The sequence below is a fragment of the Methylophilus sp. 5 genome, from assembly GCF_000515275.1.
GTDB lineage: Bacteria > Pseudomonadota > Gammaproteobacteria > Burkholderiales > Methylophilaceae > Methylophilus.
This window is the reverse complement of the sequence record NZ_KI911560.1, coordinates 1,129,599-1,149,609: the sequence shown is the minus strand read 5'-3', so window position 1 is coordinate 1,149,609 and position 20,011 is coordinate 1,129,599. Positions and strand designations below refer to the sequence as shown.

General features: G+C 50.3%; 17 protein-coding genes. 13 read left to right on the top strand and 4 right to left on the bottom strand.

Features of this window, described 5'->3' with window-relative positions; translation table 11 throughout:
• Positions 1-94: 94 nt before the first annotated feature.
• Complete coding sequence (gene uvrA, locus METH5_RS0105450) at positions 95-2,929, bottom strand: excinuclease ABC subunit UvrA (protein WP_029147553.1); 2,835 nt, start codon at positions 2,927-2,929, stop codon at positions 95-97.
• A 77-nt stretch (positions 2,930-3,006) separates the two neighbouring features.
• Here uvrA and METH5_RS0105445 point away from each other — a divergent pair, with 77 nt between their 5' ends.
• The 11 genes from METH5_RS0105445 to METH5_RS0105395 all read left to right on the top strand — a co-directional run bounded on the left by METH5_RS0105445 (position 3,007) and on the right by METH5_RS0105395 (position 14,240).
• Positions 3,007-4,398 carry an MFS transporter gene (locus tag METH5_RS0105445; protein WP_029147552.1) on the top strand — a complete coding sequence of 464 codons (1,392 nt, stop codon included), beginning with the start codon at positions 3,007-3,009 and terminating at the stop codon, positions 4,396-4,398.
• 7 nt (positions 4,399-4,405) lie between these two features.
• Positions 4,406-4,942 carry a single-stranded DNA-binding protein gene (locus METH5_RS0105440; protein WP_029147551.1) on the top strand — a complete coding sequence of 179 codons (537 nt, stop codon included), beginning with the start codon at positions 4,406-4,408 and terminating at the stop codon, positions 4,940-4,942.
• Between the two features lie 274 nt (positions 4,943-5,216).
• Positions 5,217-5,501, top strand: coding sequence for a type II toxin-antitoxin system HigB family toxin (locus METH5_RS0105435; RefSeq protein WP_029147550.1), 285 nt, complete (start codon positions 5,217-5,219; stop codon positions 5,499-5,501).
• Positions 5,502-5,538: 37 nt separating this feature from the next.
• Positions 5,539-6,789: a type II toxin-antitoxin system HigA family antitoxin gene (locus METH5_RS0105430; RefSeq protein WP_029147549.1), complete on the top strand. Its 1,251-nt coding sequence runs from the start codon at positions 5,539-5,541 to the stop codon at positions 6,787-6,789.
• 440 nt (positions 6,790-7,229) lie between these two features.
• Entirely contained in the window at positions 7,230-7,490 is a 261-nt protein-coding gene (locus METH5_RS14765; RefSeq protein WP_051412865.1) for a multiubiquitin domain-containing protein, read from the top strand.
• Positions 7,465-8,658 (top strand): ThiF family adenylyltransferase, encoded by a 1,194-nt coding sequence (locus tag METH5_RS0105420; RefSeq protein WP_029147548.1) that lies wholly within the window; start codon positions 7,465-7,467, stop codon positions 8,656-8,658. Before METH5_RS14765 ends, METH5_RS0105420 begins: the two co-directional genes overlap by 26 nt.
• On the top strand, positions 8,655-9,107 hold the full coding sequence (locus METH5_RS0105415) for a DUF6527 family protein (protein ID WP_029147547.1): 453 nt from the start codon (positions 8,655-8,657) through the stop codon (positions 9,105-9,107). Before METH5_RS0105420 ends, METH5_RS0105415 begins: the two co-directional genes overlap by 4 nt.
• 401 nt (positions 9,108-9,508) lie before the next feature.
• Positions 9,509-9,967 (top strand): (2Fe-2S)-binding protein, encoded by a 459-nt coding sequence (locus METH5_RS0105410; protein WP_029147546.1) that lies wholly within the window; start codon positions 9,509-9,511, stop codon positions 9,965-9,967.
• Positions 9,968-9,969: 2 nt separating this feature from the next.
• Positions 9,970-12,186, top strand: coding sequence for a xanthine dehydrogenase family protein molybdopterin-binding subunit (locus METH5_RS0105405; protein ID WP_029147545.1), 2,217 nt, complete (start codon positions 9,970-9,972; stop codon positions 12,184-12,186).
• A gap of 9 nt (positions 12,187-12,195) precedes the next feature.
• The gene (locus tag METH5_RS0105400) at positions 12,196-13,473 is read left to right on the top strand and encodes a cytochrome c (RefSeq protein ID WP_029147544.1); all 1,278 of its coding nucleotides are present in this window, start codon (positions 12,196-12,198) and stop codon (positions 13,471-13,473) included.
• A gap of 218 nt (positions 13,474-13,691) precedes the next feature.
• Complete coding sequence (locus tag METH5_RS0105395; protein WP_232410956.1) at positions 13,692-14,240, top strand: hypothetical protein; 549 nt, start codon at positions 13,692-13,694, stop codon at positions 14,238-14,240.
• 6 nt (positions 14,241-14,246) lie between these two features.
• Here the strand turns inward: METH5_RS0105395 and ribA are convergent, their stop codons facing one another.
• Genes ribA through METH5_RS0105380 form a run of 3 tightly spaced genes read right to left on the bottom strand, consistent with a single transcriptional unit; the run spans position 14,247 to position 17,222 of the window.
• Positions 14,247-14,906: a GTP cyclohydrolase II gene (gene ribA / locus METH5_RS0105390; protein ID WP_036307633.1), complete on the bottom strand. Its 660-nt coding sequence runs from the start codon at positions 14,904-14,906 to the stop codon at positions 14,247-14,249.
• Positions 14,893-16,008 carry a sigma-54-dependent Fis family transcriptional regulator gene (locus METH5_RS0105385; protein WP_029147541.1) on the bottom strand — a complete coding sequence of 372 codons (1,116 nt, stop codon included), beginning with the start codon at positions 16,006-16,008 and terminating at the stop codon, positions 14,893-14,895. Before METH5_RS0105385 ends, ribA begins: the two co-directional genes overlap by 14 nt.
• A 5-nt stretch (positions 16,009-16,013) precedes the next feature.
• Positions 16,014-17,222 (bottom strand): acyl-CoA dehydrogenase family protein, encoded by a 1,209-nt coding sequence (locus METH5_RS0105380; RefSeq protein WP_036307630.1) that lies wholly within the window; start codon positions 17,220-17,222, stop codon positions 16,014-16,016.
• A gap of 407 nt (positions 17,223-17,629) precedes the next feature.
• On the opposite strand from METH5_RS0105380, the gene ssuD reads away from it, so the two are divergent.
• Together ssuD and METH5_RS0105370 are read left to right on the top strand one after the other, a co-directional pair.
• Positions 17,630-18,763, top strand: coding sequence for an FMNH2-dependent alkanesulfonate monooxygenase (ssuD, locus tag METH5_RS0105375; protein ID WP_029147539.1), 1,134 nt, complete (start codon positions 17,630-17,632; stop codon positions 18,761-18,763).
• A 9-nt stretch (positions 18,764-18,772) separates the two neighbouring features.
• On the top strand, positions 18,773-19,993 hold the full coding sequence (locus tag METH5_RS0105370) for an acyl-CoA dehydrogenase family protein (RefSeq protein ID WP_036307628.1): 1,221 nt from the start codon (positions 18,773-18,775) through the stop codon (positions 19,991-19,993).
• Positions 19,994-20,011 lie beyond the last annotated feature (18 nt).

Below are 20,011 nucleotides of genomic sequence, written 5' to 3'. Positions count from 1 at the left end.
TGTTTTATATAAATATATGTATGTGGTTTGAACACATCCGTATTCGATGCACCATTGAGTAAAGGTGCATCAGGGGGCCGGTTGCATGTTGACCTTAACCCTTGACAGCGAGATGTTCTAATAAGGGTATGAGGTAACGGCCAGTATAGCTGGCCGTATTTTTTGCCAGTTCCTCAGGTGCGCCCACGCCAACCACCAAGCCGCCACCATCGCCACCTTCTGGCCCCATGTCTATCAGCCAGTCAGCCGTTTTAATCACATCCAGATTGTGCTCGATAATCACCACGGTGTTACCCGAGTCGCGCAGTCTATGAATCACATCCAGCAATAATTGAATATCGGCAAAATGCAAACCAGTGGTCGGTTCATCCAGAATATACAGCGTGCGCCCGGTATCACGTTTACTGAGCTCCAGTGACAGTTTGACGCGTTGCGCCTCACCGCCAGAGAGCGTGGTCGCGGATTGGCCCAGGGTAATGTAACCCAAGCCCACGTCTAGCAACGTTTTCAGTTTACGTTCAATGACCGGCTGTGCATTAAAGAACTGGTGCGCTTGTTCTACCGTCATGGCCAGCACTTGGTGGATGTTTTTGCCTTTAAACTGAATTTCCAGTGTTTCGCGGTTATAGCGTTGGCCTTTGCACACATCGCAAGGCACATACACATCTGGTAAAAAGTGCATTTCTACACGCAGCACGCCATCGCCCTGGCAGGCTTCGCAGCGGCCACCTTTAACGTTGAACGAGTAACGGCCCGGGCCATAGCCACGGGCACGGCTTTCGGGCACGCTGGCGAATAAATCGCGTATCGGCGTGAACAAGCCAGTGTAAGTCGCTGGGTTAGACCGCGGTGTGCGGCCAATCGGGCTCTGGTCTACATCGACCACCTTATCAAAAAACTCCAGGCCGTCGATGCTCTCGTGTGGCGCGGCCTCAGTTGTGCTGCCATATAAATGCGTCGCCACCACGCGGTAAAGCGTATCGTTAATCAGCGTGGATTTGCCGCTGCCAGACACGCCAGTCACGCAAGTGAGCAGGCCAACCGGGATCTCGATGCTGACATTTTTCAGGTTGTTGCCAGTAGCATTGTTGAGTTTGACCCAGCGTGCCGGATCAGGGCGCGTACGCGGCAGCTTAAAGGTGATCTGTTTTTTGCCGCTGATATATTGCCCGGTCAGTGAGTTTGGGTCCGCTTCAATTTCGGCCGGTGTGCCGAAAGAAACCACATTACCGCCATGCTCGCCAGCGCCGGGGCCGATGTCGACCACAAAGTCAGCCAGCTGGATCGCATCCTGGTCGTGCTCGACCACAATCACGCTGTTACCAATGTCGCGCAGGCGTTTCAGGGTTTCTAGCAAACGGTCGTTGTCGCGCTGGTGCAAGCCAATCGAAGGTTCGTCCAATACATACATCACACCAGTGAGGCCGCTACCAATTTGTGAGGCCAGGCGGATACGCTGCGCTTCGCCGCCAGACAAGGTTTCGGCCGAGCGTGACAGGGACAAATACTCCAGGCCGACGTTGGTTAAAAACTTGAGGCGATTTTCAATCTCTTTGACGATTTTGTCGGCAATAGCCAGCTTTTGGCCGCTCAGTTGCAGCGTTTCAAAGAAGTTTAGCGCCTGTTTTAGCGGCACTTCGCAAATCTGGTGGATGTTTCTGTCGCCCACTTTGACGTGGCGCGCTTCTTTACGCAACCGCGTGCCCGCACACTCAGGGCAGCTAGTCGCATTGATATATTTAGCCAGTTCGTCGCGTACGGCGGTGGAGTCACTCTCACGGTAGCGACGTTGCAGGTTGTTGATAATGCCTTCAAACGTATGCGATTTACTGAAAAACGTGCCGCGTTCGTTGAGGTATTTAAACGTGATTTGTTCGCGACCAGAGCCAAACAGCAAAATTTGCTGGGTGTCTTCCGGCAGGTTTTCAAAGGGTGACTCGAGGTCAAAACTATAATGCTGGCTCAGGCTGGCCAACATCTGAAAATAAAACTGGTTGCGTTTGTCCCAGCCTTTAATTGCGCCGCTTGCCAGTGATAAATGCGGAAAAGCCACCACGCGTTTGGGGTCAAAAAACGTGACCTGGCCCAGGCCATCACATTTAGGGCATGCACCCATTGGGTTATTAAAGCTGAATAAGCGCGGCTCTAGCTCAACCAGTGAGTAATCACACACCGGGCAAGAAAACTTGGCCGAAAACAAATGCTCTTTGTCGGTGTCCATCTCCAGCGCAATCGCTTTGCCGTCGGCCAGGCGCAGTGCTGTTTCAAAGGATTCGGCAATGCGCTGCTTAATGTCTTCGCGCACTTTGAGGCGGTCAACCACTACATCGACACTGTGTTTGGTGGTTTTGGCCAATGGCGGCAGGCTGTCCATTTCATAGATCTTGCCGTCAATACGCAAACGCACAAAGCCTTGTGCTTTGAGGGTGTCGAATAAGTCGAGTTGTTCGCCTTTGCGGTTAGACACCACCGGCGCCAGAATCATCAGTTTGGTGTCTTCTGGCAGCTTGAGGATGCTGTCGACCATTTGGCTGACCGTTTGCGCTTCAAGTTTGATGCCATGCTCCGGGCACTCAGGGTCACCGGCGCGCGCATACAACAAACGCAAATAGTCGTGAATTTCGGTCACGGTGCCCACGGTAGAGCGCGGGTTGTGTGAGGTGGATTTTTGTTCGATAGAAATGGCGGGCGACAAGCCTTCAATCAGGTCGACGTCGGGTTTGTCCATGCGGGCCAAAAACTGGCGGGCATAGGCCGATAAGCTTTCAACATAGCGGCGCTGTCCTTCGGCATAGAGCGTATCAAAGGCCAATGAAGATTTTCCGGAGCCGGAGAGGCCAGTCACCACCACCAGCTGGTTGCGTGGAATATCCAGATTAATGTTCTTCAGATTATGGGTGCGCGCCCCGCGAATTTTGATAAATTCCATGATACTTTCACGAACAGACAGCCAACCTGATAATATACGCAATTATTCAAAATTAAGCCAAGTTTTCTTACAGATTCATGCAGTTCTCCGAAAAAATGACCCAGATAGAAACACGCGCCACGGCAGCATTGGCGTCTATCTACGGGCTGCGTATGTTGGGCATGTTTTTAATCCTGCCTATTTTTGCGATTTATGCTGAAACCCTGCAGGGCGGCGGTAACCATGCACTGATAGGCCTGGCATTGGGTGCCTACGGCTTTATGCAGGTGATTTTTCAGTTGCCGTTTGGCATGGCGTCTGACCGTTTTGGCCGCAAAAAGCTGATTTATCTCGGCTTGATCATGTTTGCCGTGGGTAGTGTGTTTGCCGCCACTGCACAAGATATTTACATGGTGATTATTGGCCGCGCGATTCAGGGCGCTGGGGCTATTTCTGCGGTAGTGACGGCGCTGGTAGCAGACTCCACACGTGAAGAGCACCGTACGCAAGCCATGGCCATGATAGGCGCGACCATAGGCGTGACCTTTGCCGTGTCATTAGTGGCCGGGCCGATTCTTAATCAGTGGATAGGCGTCTCGGGTATTTTCTGGCTGACGGCCGTGCTGTCAATTTTGGCGATTGCCGTGGTGAAGTTTGCTGTGCCAGAGCCATTGCATGCCCATTTTCACTCCGATGCGCAGGCCGCGCCGGCCAAAATACGTGAGGTGTTGCGCGATAAGCAATTGCTGCGTTTAAACTTTGGCACTTTTTGTCTGCATGGCGCACAAATGGCCATGTTTATGGTGGTGCCATTTGCCATTAAACATAGCACCGGCATGAATGAAAATGCACACTGGAAGATTTACCTGCCGGTATTGGTGCTGTCATTTATTCTCATGGTGCCCGCGATTATTTACGCTGAGAAAAAGGCCAAATTAAAGCCGGTGTTTATCACCGCAGTTGGCCTGATGTTGCTAACGCAAATTGCCTTTATGTTCAGTCTGAACAGCTTGTGGGGCATCGTCGCCACATTGTTTTCTTACTTTGTCGCGTTTAATGTGCTCGAGGCCTCTTTACCGTCGCTCATCTCAAAAATGGCGCCTGCCGCCGCCAAAGGCACGGCGATGGGTATCCACAATACGGCACAATCGTTCGGCATGTTTTTGGGCGCCGCGCTGGGTGGCTGGTTATCACATACTTATGGTAGCGCCACCGTGTTTGTGTTTTGCGCCGTCTTGATGGTGATCTGGTTTGGCCTGGCACTAGGCATGCAAGCACCCCCTAGTGTCAAAACAAAAATGTTCCATATACAAGGGTATAATGACGAGCAAGCCGCCAAGCTGGTGCAAGACGTTCGCGCCATGGAAGGCGTGTATGAAGTCGTCGCCATTCCTTCTGAAACCATGCTCATGGTCAAGTTGGAAAATCAGCGCAGCAAAGCATTTCAGGCGGCATTGTCGCAAGCAATTATGAATCGAATAGGGGAGTAGTGACACCATGGCATCAGTCAACAAAGTGATTTTGATGGGCAATCTGGGGCGTGACCCGGAAGTGCGCTATATGCCAAACGGTGAGGCCGTGGCTAACTTCAGTATTGCCACCACCGAAAACTGGAAAGACAAATCCGGCGCGCGCCAGGAAAAAACCGAATGGCACAACATTGTCATGTACCGCCGTTTAGCCGAAATCGCCGGTGAATACCTGAAAAAAGGCCGTCCAGTGTATATCGAAGGCCGTTTGCAAACCCGCAAATGGGAAAAAGACGGTGTAACCCGTTATAGCACAGAAATCGTGGCTGACCAGATGCAAATGCTGGGCACCGGCCGCGAAGGTGGCAGCACTGCGTTTGAGGGCGGCGACATGGAGCAAGGCGGCGGTGGCATGGATGATTACAACCAGGCCCCGGCGCGTCAGCAACCAGCCATGGGTGGCGGTAATAATGCGGGCGGTGGCAACCGTAATGCCTTCCAGCCAGCACCAGCGAGCAAGCCCGCAGGCAATTTTGACGATTTTGATGACGATATTCCGTTTTGACAGTTACCAAATCAGCAATTGTAGATTTAGATTTAATAAAGCCCTGTTTTTACAGGGCTTTTTATTTTCCGTGGCAAAAGCGTAGTGATTTTTTAACCTGCTATCAAGGCTCTTGCTTATTTAACGACTATCTAGATTTTAGGGCAGTTATTCTATCTTACGGCTTATCATGGCGTGTGATCCTGCCTCAAGGTTCTCAAGAATGAATGAATGTTGACATTCTCTTTTTGGGAACTTATAATTGAATTTACCATGGGAACATTAAAAATCCTCTATGCAATTGTTAGGTCTTTTGAAATTAGATGCTTATATAAAAGCACACTCCGATGCTCGCGGAGCATTGAATGCATGGCGGGCTGAGGTTGAGAAGGCTTTGTGGAGCAACCCTCAAGATATTAAGAATGCATACTCAAGTGCAAGTTTCCTTGCTAAGAACAAGGTGATTTTTAATATCAAAGGTAATAAACATAGACTTGTCGTGAAGGTCAGGTATCAAAGTGGGACGGTGTTGATTGAATGGATTGGAACCCACGCTGACTACAGTAAACAAAGTTTTTGATTTTTAATACCGTGTTGCATTCGATAAGGAGATTTAAATGAATCAAGAGGTGCGAGTAATTAAAACGCAGCGTGACTATGACGCAGCTCTTGCACGCCTATCAGTTCTTATGGACGAAGAGTTTGCTCAAGATTCAAAAAAAGGCGCTGAGTTAGAGCTATTAGCATTGGTGATTGAATCTTATGAGAGAAGCCAAATAGATCCAATTAAAGTAGATCCGATCGAAGCTATACTTTTTCGCATGGATCAAATGAATCTTGAGAGAAAAGATCTAGTACCTTATTTGGGCTCTTTGCCCAAAGTTTCCGAAGTGTTATCAGGTAAGCGCGCGCTCAGTCTCTCAATGATTCGTAATTTATATAAAGGTTTGGGCATTCCTGCAGAAGTTTTGATTTCGGGGAATGAAGACTTTGATATGGAGGCCGAGCCTCAATATGAATACTCTAAATTTCCATTGCAGGAAATGCATGAGCGAGGGTATTTCAGTGGGTTCAGAGGAGATGTCAAACGAGTTAAAGAGTATGCTGAGGAGCTCATAAGCAAGTTCATGTCGGAAATGAAAAGCTGCTCAATTAACCCAGCGTTATTGCGCGCTCCCTTGCATCAAAATCAATCAAGATTGATGGATGATTATGCATTATTGATTTGGCGAATGGCTGTGATTAAAAAAGCTAGAAAAAAACAACTCTCCACTGCTTATGTACAAGGATCTATTACTTCTGAATGGTTAAGAGATTTAACTAAACTATCTAGATTTGAACAAGGTCCCCGTTTGGCTCAAGAGTTTTTAGCTGATGTAGGAATTGCTTTAATCATAGAGCCCCATTTTAAGAAGACTTATCTTGATGGTGCCGCAATGCTGGATGGCGATATGCCTATTATTGCTCTCACTCTTCGTCATGATCGACTAGATAATTTTTGGTTTGCTCTACTTCATGAAACGATCCATGTGCAGAAACATCTCAAAAAAGGCTCAGAGAATGATTTCATTCCGGATAATTTGGAAGATAAAACACGAACAAGTCAGATAGAAAAAGAAGCCGATGACGGAGCAACTGAGGCATTTATCCCCAAGGAAGAATGGGATAATTCAGATGCTAAATATTCACCTACATATGAGAATGTGATTGAGTTGGCAAATAAATTAAGAATTCACCCAGCCATTGTTGCCGGAAGAGCACGTCATGAAACGGGTAATTGGCGCATCTTAGGAAATTTATTAGGAAAAGGGGCTGTTTGTAAGAATTTTGAAGATCAACTTGGAGCAATCAACTTGCACACAAGTTAACAAGAATTTGAGTTAACTATTGAGGTTAATTCAAATAGGAGGGGATCGCTGAGGTAGCGTCAACTACCTCAGCGAAAAACGATCTCCGAGGAAATCGCTGGTGTATCAGCCGTGAGTTTCTCAGTTTCCATGCCATTCGTCAAGAATGGCTGTATTCAAGGAGGTCGGCCCCGTTTTAGAAAACGCTCATTTTTACAAGGAGTTACATATGAGCAAATCACTAAAGCCGGGGACTCTAGCGCCTCAATCAGGTCAGTACCTGAACCCTAAAACCGGAACAGAAGTAACAGGAGTGCATGGAAAACCCTTGCCTCCGACACCTCGCCCCGGTCAAGGATATGTTCTCGTAGATCCGACCAAACACAAGCGCTAAATAACCTAGAGCGGTGTTCCTCTTTTGTAGCGGAGCACCTAAACGACCTTATTGAAGGAGATTCATCATGTCTGAACAAGACAAAAAACCGCACGACCCAAATAGACCATTTCATATCATCATCAATGCACGACAACATGAGGTGTATGGGCCAACCATCACCTACCATCAAGTGGTTAACCTTGCATTCCCAAATACTGCAAATGACATTTTGTACTCAGTGCATTATGTCGCACCAAAGCAGCCTGATGGGACCTTAGCAGAAGGCCAACATGTTCAACTTGAATACGGGATGAAATTCGATGTCACTGCAACCAACCGCTCTTAAAGAAGATGTACAAAGACTGGTTGATGAAGGTTACGAGGCCAGTATCTATAATCAGCATCTGATGGTTGAGTCCGTACCTTACGTGACTCCAACCGGGGTGCTGGCATATGGGACTCTAGTCTGTGATTACTCAGACGAAAGTCGGCCTCGTGATCATACTGTTTGGTTCAAGGGGGAGACCCCTTGTAATCATCAGGGGCAGCCTTTGATTCAAGTGATTAACAATTCAAATGCTCAAATTCTGTTTGACCAGTTTGCCGTTAATCATTACTTTTCAAACAAGCCATCAAATCAGCCAGATTTTCCAAGTAATTATCATGTGAAAATGACCCACTACATTGATCTGCTTGGAGCGCAGGCAAGGGTTATTGATCCTGATGCAGATGCCCGTACTGGAAGAGTCGTTGAGTCACGAGATGCCGACTCAGTCTTTAAGTATGGTGATACAGCGTCCGCTAGGGCTGGAATCATGGCTATTTCCCAGAAGCTGAAATTATCTCGTATTGCGATTGTGGGCTTAGGCGGGACAGGTGGCTACATACTGGATCAGCTCGCCAAGACTTCTGTCAAAGAGATACATTTATTTGATGGGGATGACTTGAAACGACACAATGCTTTTCGTGCTCCAGGTGCTATTTCGATTGAGCAGTTGCAACAGTGCCCTAAAAAAGTGGACTATTTTGCGGGCCTGTACGGTGCCTTACGAAACGGTATTGTGAGTCATACATACTATCTTGATGAGTCAAATATTCATGAGTTGGTGGATTTTGATTTTGTATTTGTGTCGGTGGATGATGGTATCTCACGTGGGCTTATCTGCAATCATTTGAAGACCTCAGGCATTCCGTTTATCGATGTGGGTATGGGTCTTAAGAAAGATAGTGGAATGATGGTAATTTCTGGACAGTGTCGTGCAACGCTTTGCTCGCCTGCCAAGAATGAACATATGGACACCTATCTGGATACCCACGACAACCGTGAAGATGCCCTGTATGCAAGTAATATTCAGGTGGCGGATATGAATGCATTGAATGCCATGATGGCTGTATTGTTGTATAAGCAATACTTTGGCTTTTATGCAAACACAGAGCATTCACATAATCTGAGTTTTGCAATTGGTTTTCAGTCTCTTGTCAGATCGGAAGTCATAGCGGAGCCAGTGCTGTGAAACAGTTGAGTATAGAGCCAAAGTTTGTTGAGTTGATTCCAACGCAATTAGACGATGGTATTTTGTACATTAGCCAGAAATATCAAACTGCCATACATAAATGCTGCTGTGGCTGTGGACAAGAGGTGGTCACGCCTCTTTCATCTGCTCAGTGGCGGGTTCAGGTTGCTAAGGGTAAAGTTTCGCTTTTACCGTCCATAGGCAATTGGAACTCAGCATGTAAGTCGCACTACTGGATTAAACAAAACAGAATTGACTGGTCATATGCTTTCAGTGACCATGAGATTCGGCAAGTGAAAGCCAGAGATAGACGTGATTTACAGGAAATGACTCAATATGAGAATCTGCAAAAAGACTTGATAAAAACACATAGCAATAATCGGGAAAATAAGACATTGAGTAAAACTCTTTCAATCTTGCAACGGTTCTGGAATTGGCTTGTTAGTTAAATCAAAGGGCATCAATGCAAGATGTCTTTTTTGATGATGCATGACTTGATATGCAAATAAATCGCAAGTAGTTTGGAATGTTATTTACAGTGAGGCGCGCCGCAGACTTCGATTGGACTACCCACGGTTTACTAGACACCGAGGGTAGTCCAAATTGCGGCATAAAGGTGTCTAGTAAATTAGTGGCGATTCACAGCGACTCAACGATAAACGCTGGTTGGGGTGCTTCAGTCAAAAACTCACATAGTTTTAGGCAAGAATTTAATAAATTTAAGACTTGATTCGACATTTAAATTAATACATTCTTGTGCTATCCATAAATTCATTTATTTAAATGAATAATGCGTATTTTCATGTCAGTCACTCGTTGTAATGCGCTTTTTTAGGAAGGACCCCCACTCATGGCAACCCTCAATATCAATGGTAGCACCCACCAGGTAGATGCCCCGGATGATATGCCCCTGCTGTGGGCGATCAGAGATATTATCGGCCTGACAGGCACCAAGTTTGGCTGTGGAATTGCGCAATGCGGCGCATGCACTATTCATGTGGATGGTCAGGCGACCCGTTCTTGTGTCTTACCGATTTCGGCCGTGAGTGGTAAAAAAATTACGACCATAGAGGCGGTTGGCGAAACCGCAGCCGGTCAGTCAATTCAAAAAGCCTGGTTAGACCAGGAGGTAATGCAGTGTGGTTATTGTCAGTCAGGTCAGATCATGTCAGCCTGTGCTTTGCTTGGCCAACACCCTCAGCCGAATGATGCGCAAATCGATGCTGCCATGTCAGGCAATATTTGCCGCTGTGGCACTTATCCACGCATACGTGCGGCGATCAAGTTAGCTGCCAAGGAAGGGGTCTGATCATGTCACAAGGTCTTATTCAAGCGTTAGCCGATCAATACACGGTGGCTAATCCTCCTCGACGTCACTTTCTTAAAATGGCCGCGTCAGTGAGTGCAACCGCGGCTGGCGGCATGGTGTTAAGTATCAGCTTACCGGCGTTGAGTCAAAGCAAGCAAACCCAGGCCTATAGTGAGTTAGGCAGCGGCAAGGACGTGCTGGCGCCTAATGGATTTATCAAGATTGATAAGACAGGTGAGGTCACCATGATTATGCCCAAGGTTGAAATGGGCCAGGGTGTGTATACCTCTATTCCTATGCTGTTGGCAGAAGAGCTGGAGGTGGATCTGCACACGGTGAAGCTGGAGCATGCCCCGCCCAATGAGAAACTTTATGCGGATGCGCTGCTGGGCGCGCAGGTGACTGGCGGATCAACTTCCATCCGTGCACTGTGGGAGCCGATGCGTCAGGCGGGTGCCGTGTGTCGATCATTGCTTGTGACTGCCGCTGCACAGAAATGGAAAGTGGCTGCAGCGAGCTGTTATGCAAAGTCGGGGGTGGTTTACCACGAGGCATCAGGGCGAACACTGAGCTACGGTGCGCTAGTCGCTGCTGCCAGTCAATTGCCAGTGCCTAAGAGCGTCGTGCTCAAAGACCCTAAAGACTTTAAACTGATTGGGACCTCTGCCAAGCGCTTGGATACCCCTGACAAAGCAAATGGGCAGGCAAAATTTGGCATTGATGCGCGTCCGGACAATGTGAAGTTCGCGGTGATTGCCACCTGCCCTGTATTTGGTGGCAAGCTCGCCAGTGTGGATGAGAGCCGCGCCCTGACAATGCCGGGCGTGCTGCAAGTCGTCAAGGTGGATAATGCGGTTGCGGTGATTGGCACGAATACCTGGGCCGCCAAACGTGGCCTGGGCGCGTTAGAGATCACATGGGATGAAGGCAAAAGCGCTGCGGTCAACACCCGTGATTTGATTCAAGACTTACGTGAGGCCGCCAAAAAACCGGGTGCTGTGGCTAAAAAAACAGGCAATGCCGCCAGTGCCTATAAAAAAGCTGATAAAACGCTCAGTGTCGAGTATGAGCAACCATTTTTGGCACATGCCACGATGGAACCCATGAACTGCACGGTAGAAGTCAGCGCTTCTGGCTGCGATATTTGGGTGGGGACGCAAATCCCTACCTTTGCGCAGGGCATGGCAGCCAAAATACTCAACATGCCGGTTGAAAAAGTCAGGTTACATAACTTCCTGATTGGCGGTGGTTTTGGCAGACGGCTAGAGTTTGATGGCGTTGTGCAGGCGGTGAAAGTGGCCAAGCAAGTGAAGGGGCCAGTCAAGGTGATCTGGACCCGGGAAGAAGATATCCAGCATGATATGTTCCGCCCTTATTACTTTGATCGCATCTCTGCCGGGCTGGATGCCCACGGAAAACCGGTGGCATGGTCACACCGTATTGTCGGCTCGTCCATCATGGCGCGCTTTGCGCCACCATTAGTCAAAAACGGTGTAGACCCGGATGCAGTAGAAGTCTCGGCGGAACTGCCGTATGCCTTACCGAATGTGTATGTCGATTACGTACGGGTAGAGCCGCGGGATGTGCCCACCGCATTTTGGCGCGGCGTTGGCCCGACGCGTGGTACGTTTGTGGTGGAGAGTTTTATTGATGAACTGGCGCACTTGGCTCACATTGATCCAGTGAAATACCGCCTGGATTTGCTTGGTCAAAGCCCTAGGCTGAAAAATGCTTTGCAAACGGCGGTGAGCAAGAGTGACTGGGGTAAGCCACTCGCAAAAGGGCAGGGCCGTGGTGTGTCTGTGATGCATGCGTTTGGCACTTTCTTGGCGATGGTGGTTGATGTCACAGTGAATGAGCAGGGTGAGGTGAAAGTTAACCGCGTGGTCTCTGCGGTGGATTGCGGCATGACGGTGAATCCGGATACCGTGATTGCGCAAATTCAAGGTGGCGTCATTTTTGGCCTGACCGCTGTTTTATTCAACGAAATTACGATTGAACATGGCCGGGTACAGCAAACTAACTTTAATGATTACCGCATGCTACGCATGAATGAATCACCGGCGATTGACGTGCACCTGATTAAAAGTGCTGAGGCGCCAGGCGGTATTGGTGAGCCTGGTACCGCCGCCATTGGCGCTGCGTTAACCAATGCCGTGTTCTCGGCCACGGGCAAACGCATTCGCAAACTGCCGATTGGTCAACAACTGAAAGCATAAGGAGCCGCAATGAATTTGGCATCAGGGTTGATGAAATTAGGTCTTGCAGCCGTCATCTTTACTTACTCTTCGAGCGTGTTTGCCGTCAATCCGGCAGAGGTCAAAAAAGGCGAGTACTTGGCACGCGTCGGGGATTGTATCTCCTGTCACACCGCACCGCATGGTAAACCCTACGCGGGTGGCCTGCCCATGCTGACGCCAGTGGGCGCTATTTATACAACCAATATCACGCCTGATGCCGAAACAGGCATCGGTCGATACACCGAATCCGATTTTGCTCACGCCCTGCGGCGCGGGGTGGCCAAAGATGGCCATCATCTTTACCCGGCCATGCCATATCCCTCTTATGCCAAAGTCAGTGATGCTGACATTCACTCTCTTTATGTGTACTTTATGCATGGCGTTAAACCAGTTCGCCAATCAAACAAGGCGAGCGAGATTCCCTGGCCCTTAAATTACAGGTTTCCTTTGGCCGTCTGGAATCGCATTTTTCTGGATAAGCAGACTTATCAGGCAGATGCCTCAAAAGAGGCCAGCTGGAATCGTGGCGCTTACTTGGTACAAGGGCTGGGGCATTGTGGCGCTTGCCACACACCGCGTGGTCTGGCGTTTCAAGAAAAAGGGCTGACCCATGCCTCGGATCACTTTTTAAGTGGCGAAACCCTCGAAGGATGGTCGGCCACCAACTTACGTGGCGATCACAATACCGGTCTTGGCCGCTGGTCTGAGGCAGATATTCTGGTCTATCTCAAATCTGGGGCGAATCAGCATAGTTCGGCGTTTGGGACCATGACCACCGTCATTAACAACAGCACAGAAGGCATGACAACCGAGGATTTAAGCGGGATTGCGACGTATTTGAAAACAATCAAAGGGACCAATGATCAGCATCAAAAACCTTATCAATACGATCCGAACGCGACCCTGGCTCAATTTAAAACACTGACAAATTATCCAGGCGCCAGGCTGTATCAACAATATTGCGTGGCCTGTCATGGCCAGGATGGTAAAGGGGTGGCGCCTTATTTATCACCGCTGGCTGGCAACCCAGCTGTCATGGACCCGGATCCATCATCATTGATTAACGTGATTTTGAATGGATCGCCGCAGCTTAAAGCGCAAGGCGTGGCGGCACCGTTCAATATGCCGAAATTCCGCCACATGCTGAATGACACGGAGGTGGCGCAGCTTGTCAGTTTTATGCAGACGGCGTGGAATCATCCGCTGGAGGCGACCAGCGCGCAGGACGTCGCCAAGATTCGCAAACTGTCGCCTTCGGCCCATTAACCCAAATTTGTTGGATGTCGCGCAGGCTGATTTCATGGGGGATGTTGTGAATAGCGCCCTTTCAAAACTTTGTCTGCATCACTAATATCAACAGCCCGGGCGATTTACTCGGGCTTTTTTGTTTGATGACGTTTGAAAGGTGAGTGATGCCATTGATACAGCGCCGGCAGGGATGCCGTCATGTGCTATTTGTTTGTATCGCCCTATTGTTGCTTTGTGTGAGTGCAGTCAATGCGCGCGCAGCCACAAAAACTGCGCATGTGGCGCAGTTAACGACTAAACAGGAAGTGAGTGCACATACTGAAGACCTGCGCGCGTTGATGCAGGCGTTGTACACCGAATACCCGGCCGAACTGGCCAAGAGCACCCAGGTAGGGCCGCGCGAGATGACCGAGTGGGTATTTGATGGCAAAGCCAATTGGCGGTTTGAGGGCATTCGCCGTTTGCAAGGCGATGAGGCGTTGGCACTCTTGTTTGATCCGGCATTTGCAGGCGACCATATTATGGCGCTGGTGGTTGGCCTGGAAACTCTGCTATTTGAGGCCTATGGCAGCCAGAACGAGTTTGATATTCCAGCCGAACGTGACCAGCCACGGCTGGTGACATTGCAGTGTCAGTTACAGTCTTTGCCCTTACGTTTGCAGGCTGACACGCTGTCAAATACGGTGTTGAACCAACGTGCTGCTCAGCAACATATTGCCGCGACATTGCACACGCTGCTTGTGCGCTTGCAAGCACTCACTCACGTGGTTGCGGCGTGCCCTTAATTTTTGCTAGCTGAGATGATCTGCAACCAGTGCAAGCTGGTGGCCTAATTTGTGTTTTTTGGTTGCCAGGTAGTGTGCATTTTGTGGGTTGCTTTCAATTTCAAGCGCAACCACTTCTGCAACGACCAAGCCCCAGGCATTGAGGGCGGCAGATTTGTCGGGGTTGTTGCTGAGTAAGCGTATGGAGGCAACCTGCAAATGTTGCAGGATGCCAACCGCAATATCGTATTCACGCTGGTCTACGGGCAGCCCCAATGCAAGGTTTGCCTCCACAGTGTCCAACCCTTGCTCTTGCAAAGTATAAGCACGTATTTTGTTGCTCAGGCCAATGCCGCGCCCTTCTTGGCCGCGTAAATACACAATCACGCCACTGCCTTGCTGCTGTATCAGGCGTTGCGCCTGTTTGAACTGCTCGCCGCAATCGCAGCGTTGTGAGCCAAACACGTCGCCGGTCAGGCACTCTGAGTGCACGCGGGTGAGTACGTTAGACTGTCCAGATACGTCGCCAAGCACCAGCGCGATATGCTCAATGCCTGTGCGACTATCTTTAAATGCATGCAGGCGGTAGGTGCCATATTCGGTGGGCAGGTTGGTACTGGCCTGTGGCGAAATGAGCGCCTGCAAGGAGACGGGGTTTGATTTGAAAGCCAGGTTACTTGAGGGCATTAATCGCTCCCATTTTAATCAGCTTGGCACGCAGTACGTTGCGGCTCAGGCCCAGCAGTTTTGCAGTTTGCACCTGGTTATGATGGCAATGCTGATAAGCCGCGCGCACCAAGGCATCTTCAACATAATCGTATAACTGCGCTTTGTCGGATTCAAACAGCTGCTGCAACGCTTCTTCCAATAGGTCAGGTGCATGGCTGCCTGCTTGTTGTGCTTGCTCCTGTTTGGGGCGGTGCAGTGAAATAGACGATAAGTGTAAGTCTTCGCTACGCACCAGGTTATTGCGGCAAATGAGCAGCGAGTGGTGAATCACATTCTCCAGCTCGCGGATATTGCCTGGCCAGCTGTGCTGTATCAGCTTTTGTTTGGCGGTGTCATCCAGGCGGCTATCTGCGTAGCCCAGCCGGCGCGTATATTCGCCGACAAAGTATTCGGCCAGCGGCAAAATATCACCGGGGCGGTTTCTTAAGGTCGGTAACTCCAGGTGGGCGACGCGCAAGCGGTAAAATAAATCTTCACGAAAGTTGCCTGCCTGCACCGCCTCTTCAAGGCGAACATTGGTGGCGGCGACTAATCTGACATCAATCGGGGTCGCCTTTCTGGCGCCCAGGCGCACCACTTCGCGTTCTTGTAGCACGCGTAGCAGTTTTACCTGTATGCCCAGAGGCAAATCGCCTATTTCATCCAAAAATAAAGTACCGCCGTTGGCCGCTTCAAACCAGCCTGCCTTGGCGACAAATGCGCCGGTAAATGCGCCTTTTTCATGGCCGAACAATTCGCTTTCTACTAATGTGTCAGAAAAAGCGCCGCAGTTAACAGCGACAAACGGCTTGCCTTTACGGTTGCTTAAGGCATGCACATGGCGTGCAATCAGCTCTTTGCCCGTGCCAGTTTCACCGATGATCAGCACATTGGCATCACTGGGCGCAATTTGCTGGATACGGCTGAGCAGGGCGATGGATTTAGGGTCCTCAAACACTTGCGCGGTCGCGCGAATAGAGGTGGTCAGCGTGCGGGAATTGGGCAGCGTCAGCAGGTTTTTTTCATTGTCGCGATAATCCCCGTCATTGCCCTGATCCAGATGCTCGATAAATTTGTCCATAATATTCATGAGTAAAATGTAGGGTGAGGAAAGCTGCCAGTCAGCGCCCATTCACCCAGCTCCTTAATTTTGTAATCTAGTGGATCGTGCAAGGTATGCGTTCTCAGGTTGCGCCAATGCCTGTCTAGTCGCAGCCCGGCATGCGTTGCTCTGGAGCCTGCGACCTCAAACATGCGGCTGGTGAGGTCCAGCCCGGTGCGGGTGGCCAGCACTTTGGCGGCGCTGATACTGGTGGCCAGCAGGCCGCGATCTTCTTCTGTCAGGCTTAAGCCTTTGGCCCAGGCGGCATCCAGCTTTTCTGCCGCCTGATTGGTGAGCGCACGCGTCGCCTCCAAGCCCACCCAAAACTCACCATAATGGGCAAGAATGTAAGGGTCCTGGCTGGTCGTATCAACATTGGCATTTTTCCACGGCCGGGCTTCGCGCAGGGTGTAGTGTTGTGCGTCGTTAAAAGCACCTTCGGCAATGCCTAAATAGATATTGGTCAGAATCAGTTGCGCGATCAACGGCCGCAGGCAGGCAAACGGGTTGCTAAGGGGCCCTGGTTCGGTGAGCAGCTCGTTTTCTTCTACCCGCACTTTTTCAAAATTCACGCTACCGCTATCCGTCTGGCGCTGGCCGATATTATCCCAGTCATCCAGAATAGTAATGCCGGTGCGCAGGGTAGGGATGGCGGCAATCACCAGCTGCCCATCCGTTTTTTTAATAGCCGAGGCAATCAGCATTTCTGAGTCCAGCGCGCCAGAGCAAAAGCTCTTTTTGCCCGAAAACTCATGCCAATGGCTATAACTTTTGCACACCGTGCGCTCATCCAGCGGGTTGAGCGCATTGCCCCAAAACCAGTTAAGTTGCGCGGTTTGTTCGTACCAGCGCTCCCACTGGTCGGGCCGTGAAAACAGCCGCACGGTGGCCAGCATTAGGTGCTGAAAGCCATACACGTGCGCAATCGAGCTATCCACTTTGGCAAACTCGCGTACAACCTGCAATGTTTCCTGCCAGTTGGCGCCATAGCCACCGTATTGGCGCGGAATGATTAACGACAATAAGCCGCTGTTTCTCAGCGCATCCCGTTCCAGTTTCGGCGTGCCGCCCAAGTGATCCCGCTCTACTGCTGTGAGTGAGAATGACTCTGCCAACTGCTTGGCAACAGCCAGTGCATGCTGGCCTTCATTGAGGCGGGCGGTAGGCGGGATTGCAAAAGTATTTATATTCAAAAGTAATATCCATCTAGTTACATATGCTTAATGGTTCAGCATGTTCTATGCCAACTCTGGTACACGCTGTGAATCGTGGTTTTTACCCCGGATGTTAGATGGCTGGTAAATAAATAATCTTTATTAATCATATGCTTGAAGTGAGTTTTATTTAGCAGATAGCAATCTTGTTTGATAGCTATATAAATGCGCCCATCTTCCTGTTGCTGCTGAGTCAGCACACCTGCTGCTGATTCAGCAGCACTCGCAGAAAAGATGCTGATTATTCAGCAATGCGTCTTGATTGGTTTATAAGTGCATGAATTTAATTGATTTTATTTATGGCATGCTCTTTGCAATTGCTTAGTTACCGGCTGCCTGCCATCAGGTATGCCATTAGTGGTAAGCATAAAAAGGAAAGCAATCTCATGGAAATCTTCTGGTTTTTACCCACGCACGGTGACCAGCGTTACCTTGGCACCAGCAAAGGTGCCAGACCGGCAACACTTTCTTACTTAAAGCAAATTGCGCAGGCAGCAGATCGCCTGGGCTATGGCGGCGTTTTGGTGCCGTCTGGACGCTCCTGCGAAGATGCCTGGGTGATTTCTTCTGCCTTAATCAATGAAACCAAACAGCTCAAGTTTCTGGTGGCGACTCGCCCAGGATTTGTTTCGCCGGTGGTGTCTGCGCGCATGGCTTCGACGCTGGATCGGATTTCCGGTGGTCGTTTGCTGATTAATGTGGTGGCGGGTGGTGATCCGGCCGAGCAGCAGGCAGAAGGCAGTTTTTTAGCACACGATGCACGCTATGCTGAGGCCGAAGAGTTTCTGTCTATCTGGCGCGCGGTACTGACTGAAGACGCTGTGGATTATGAGGGCGAATATTTGCGTGTCAAAGGCGCCAGCCTGCCCACCGGCAGTTTGCAAAAGCCTTATCCACCATTATTCATTGGCGGTGCCTCAGACGCGGCCATCGAGCTGAGTAGCAAGCATATTGATGTGCATTTAACCTGGGGCGAGCCACCAGCAGCGGTGGCTGAAAAAGTCCGCGTGATTCGGGAAGCGGCCGCCAAACAGGGGCGCAGCATCCGCTTTGGCATCCGCCTGCATGTGATTGTGCGCGAAACCACTGAACAAGCCTGGCAGGCCGCTGACGAACTGATTTCACATGTGACTGACGAAACCATTGCTGCCGCGCAGGCCGCAGTAGCCAATTTTGACTCAGTAGCGCAAAAGCGCATGACAGCCCTGCATCATGGTCGCCGCGACCAACTGGAAGTCTCGCCTAACTTATGGGCCGGGGTGGGCCTGGTGCGTGGCGGTGCAGGCACTGCGCTGGTGGGTAATCCACAAGAAGTGGCTGAGCGCATTAAAGAATATCAGGCATTGGGCATTGATTACTTTATTTTCTCTGGCTATCCGCATCTGGAGGAGTCGTACCGCGTGGCTGAGTTGTTATTCCCGTTGTTGCCGCTCAAGCAGCAGGCCGATGCAGAGGTCAGCATCAATACCAATATGACAGGCCCGTTTGGCGCAGCCAAACCGGTCAAGCATGCGGCATAGGAGGGCGAGATGACACTGGCACTAAGTTCACGTCTAAAAGACGTTGAAGCAACACACGGCATTGTATTTAACGGTACACCGCAAGAGATCACCCGGCAATTGTGCGATTACCTGGCGCAAACCGCGATTGAACGCGATGCCGCAGGCGGCACCCCTTACGAGCAGCGGCAAGCCGTGCGCGATAGTGGCTTGCTCAAGTTGCTGATTGCAAAAGCCGATGGTGGCGCAGGCGGCAATTGGCAGGAAATCTATAGCATCATCCGCCAGATCGCACGCGTAGATAGCTCGATTGCGCAGGTATTCGCCTTCCAGTTTTTGATGCTGGCCTCCATACGTTTATATGGCGATGAGGCGCAATGGCAGCATTACTTTCGTCTGACGGCTGAACAGAATATCTGGTGGGGCAATGCCTTGAACCCGCTGGATAACCGCACCATTGCACGCAAAGTGGCTGGCGGCTATGTATTTAGCGGGCAAAAAAGCTTTTGCTCCGGCGCCATGGATTCTGACTATCTGATTGTGTCGGCGATTGAAGAAGGCACTGGCAGGTTTTTGGTGGCTGCCGTGCCGACTAACCGTGCCGGTATTCACCTCAATGGCGACTGGGACAATATCGGCCAGCGCCAGACCGATAGCGGTAGCGCCGAGTTTACCCAACTGCGGGTAGATGAACATGAGTTGCTGATGAACCCAGGCCCGCTAAGCTCGCCGTTTGCCAGTTTACGATCATTGGTGGCGCAATTGATTTTTACCAATATCTACCTTGGTATTGCCGAAGGCGCATTGCACGAAGGCGCGAAATATACGCGTAGCAGTAGCCGGGTGTGGTCAGGCTCATTGGCACAAACCATCCATGAGGACCCGTTTACCTTGCTGCATTACGGCGAGTTTTGGGCCAGTTTGCATGCCTCGGCCGTATTGGCTGACCATGCGGCAGGCTTGCTCGATCATGCCTGGCAGCAAAGCTTGGGCCTGGATGAACACACCCGCGGCGAACTGGCACTCGCGGTATTTTCAGCCAAAGTGAATGCGACGCGGGCCGGGCTCGATGTGACCACGCGTATTTTTGAAGTGGCTGGCGCCCGTGCCACCACTGCCAAGCTACGCATGGATAGATTCTGGCGTAATTTGCGCGTCTACACGCTGCATGATCCTGTCGATTACAAACTCAAGGACTTAGGCGATTGGGCGCTCAACGGGCAGTACCCAACCCCCAGCTTTTATGCCTAGCAAGGTGATCACTCACTG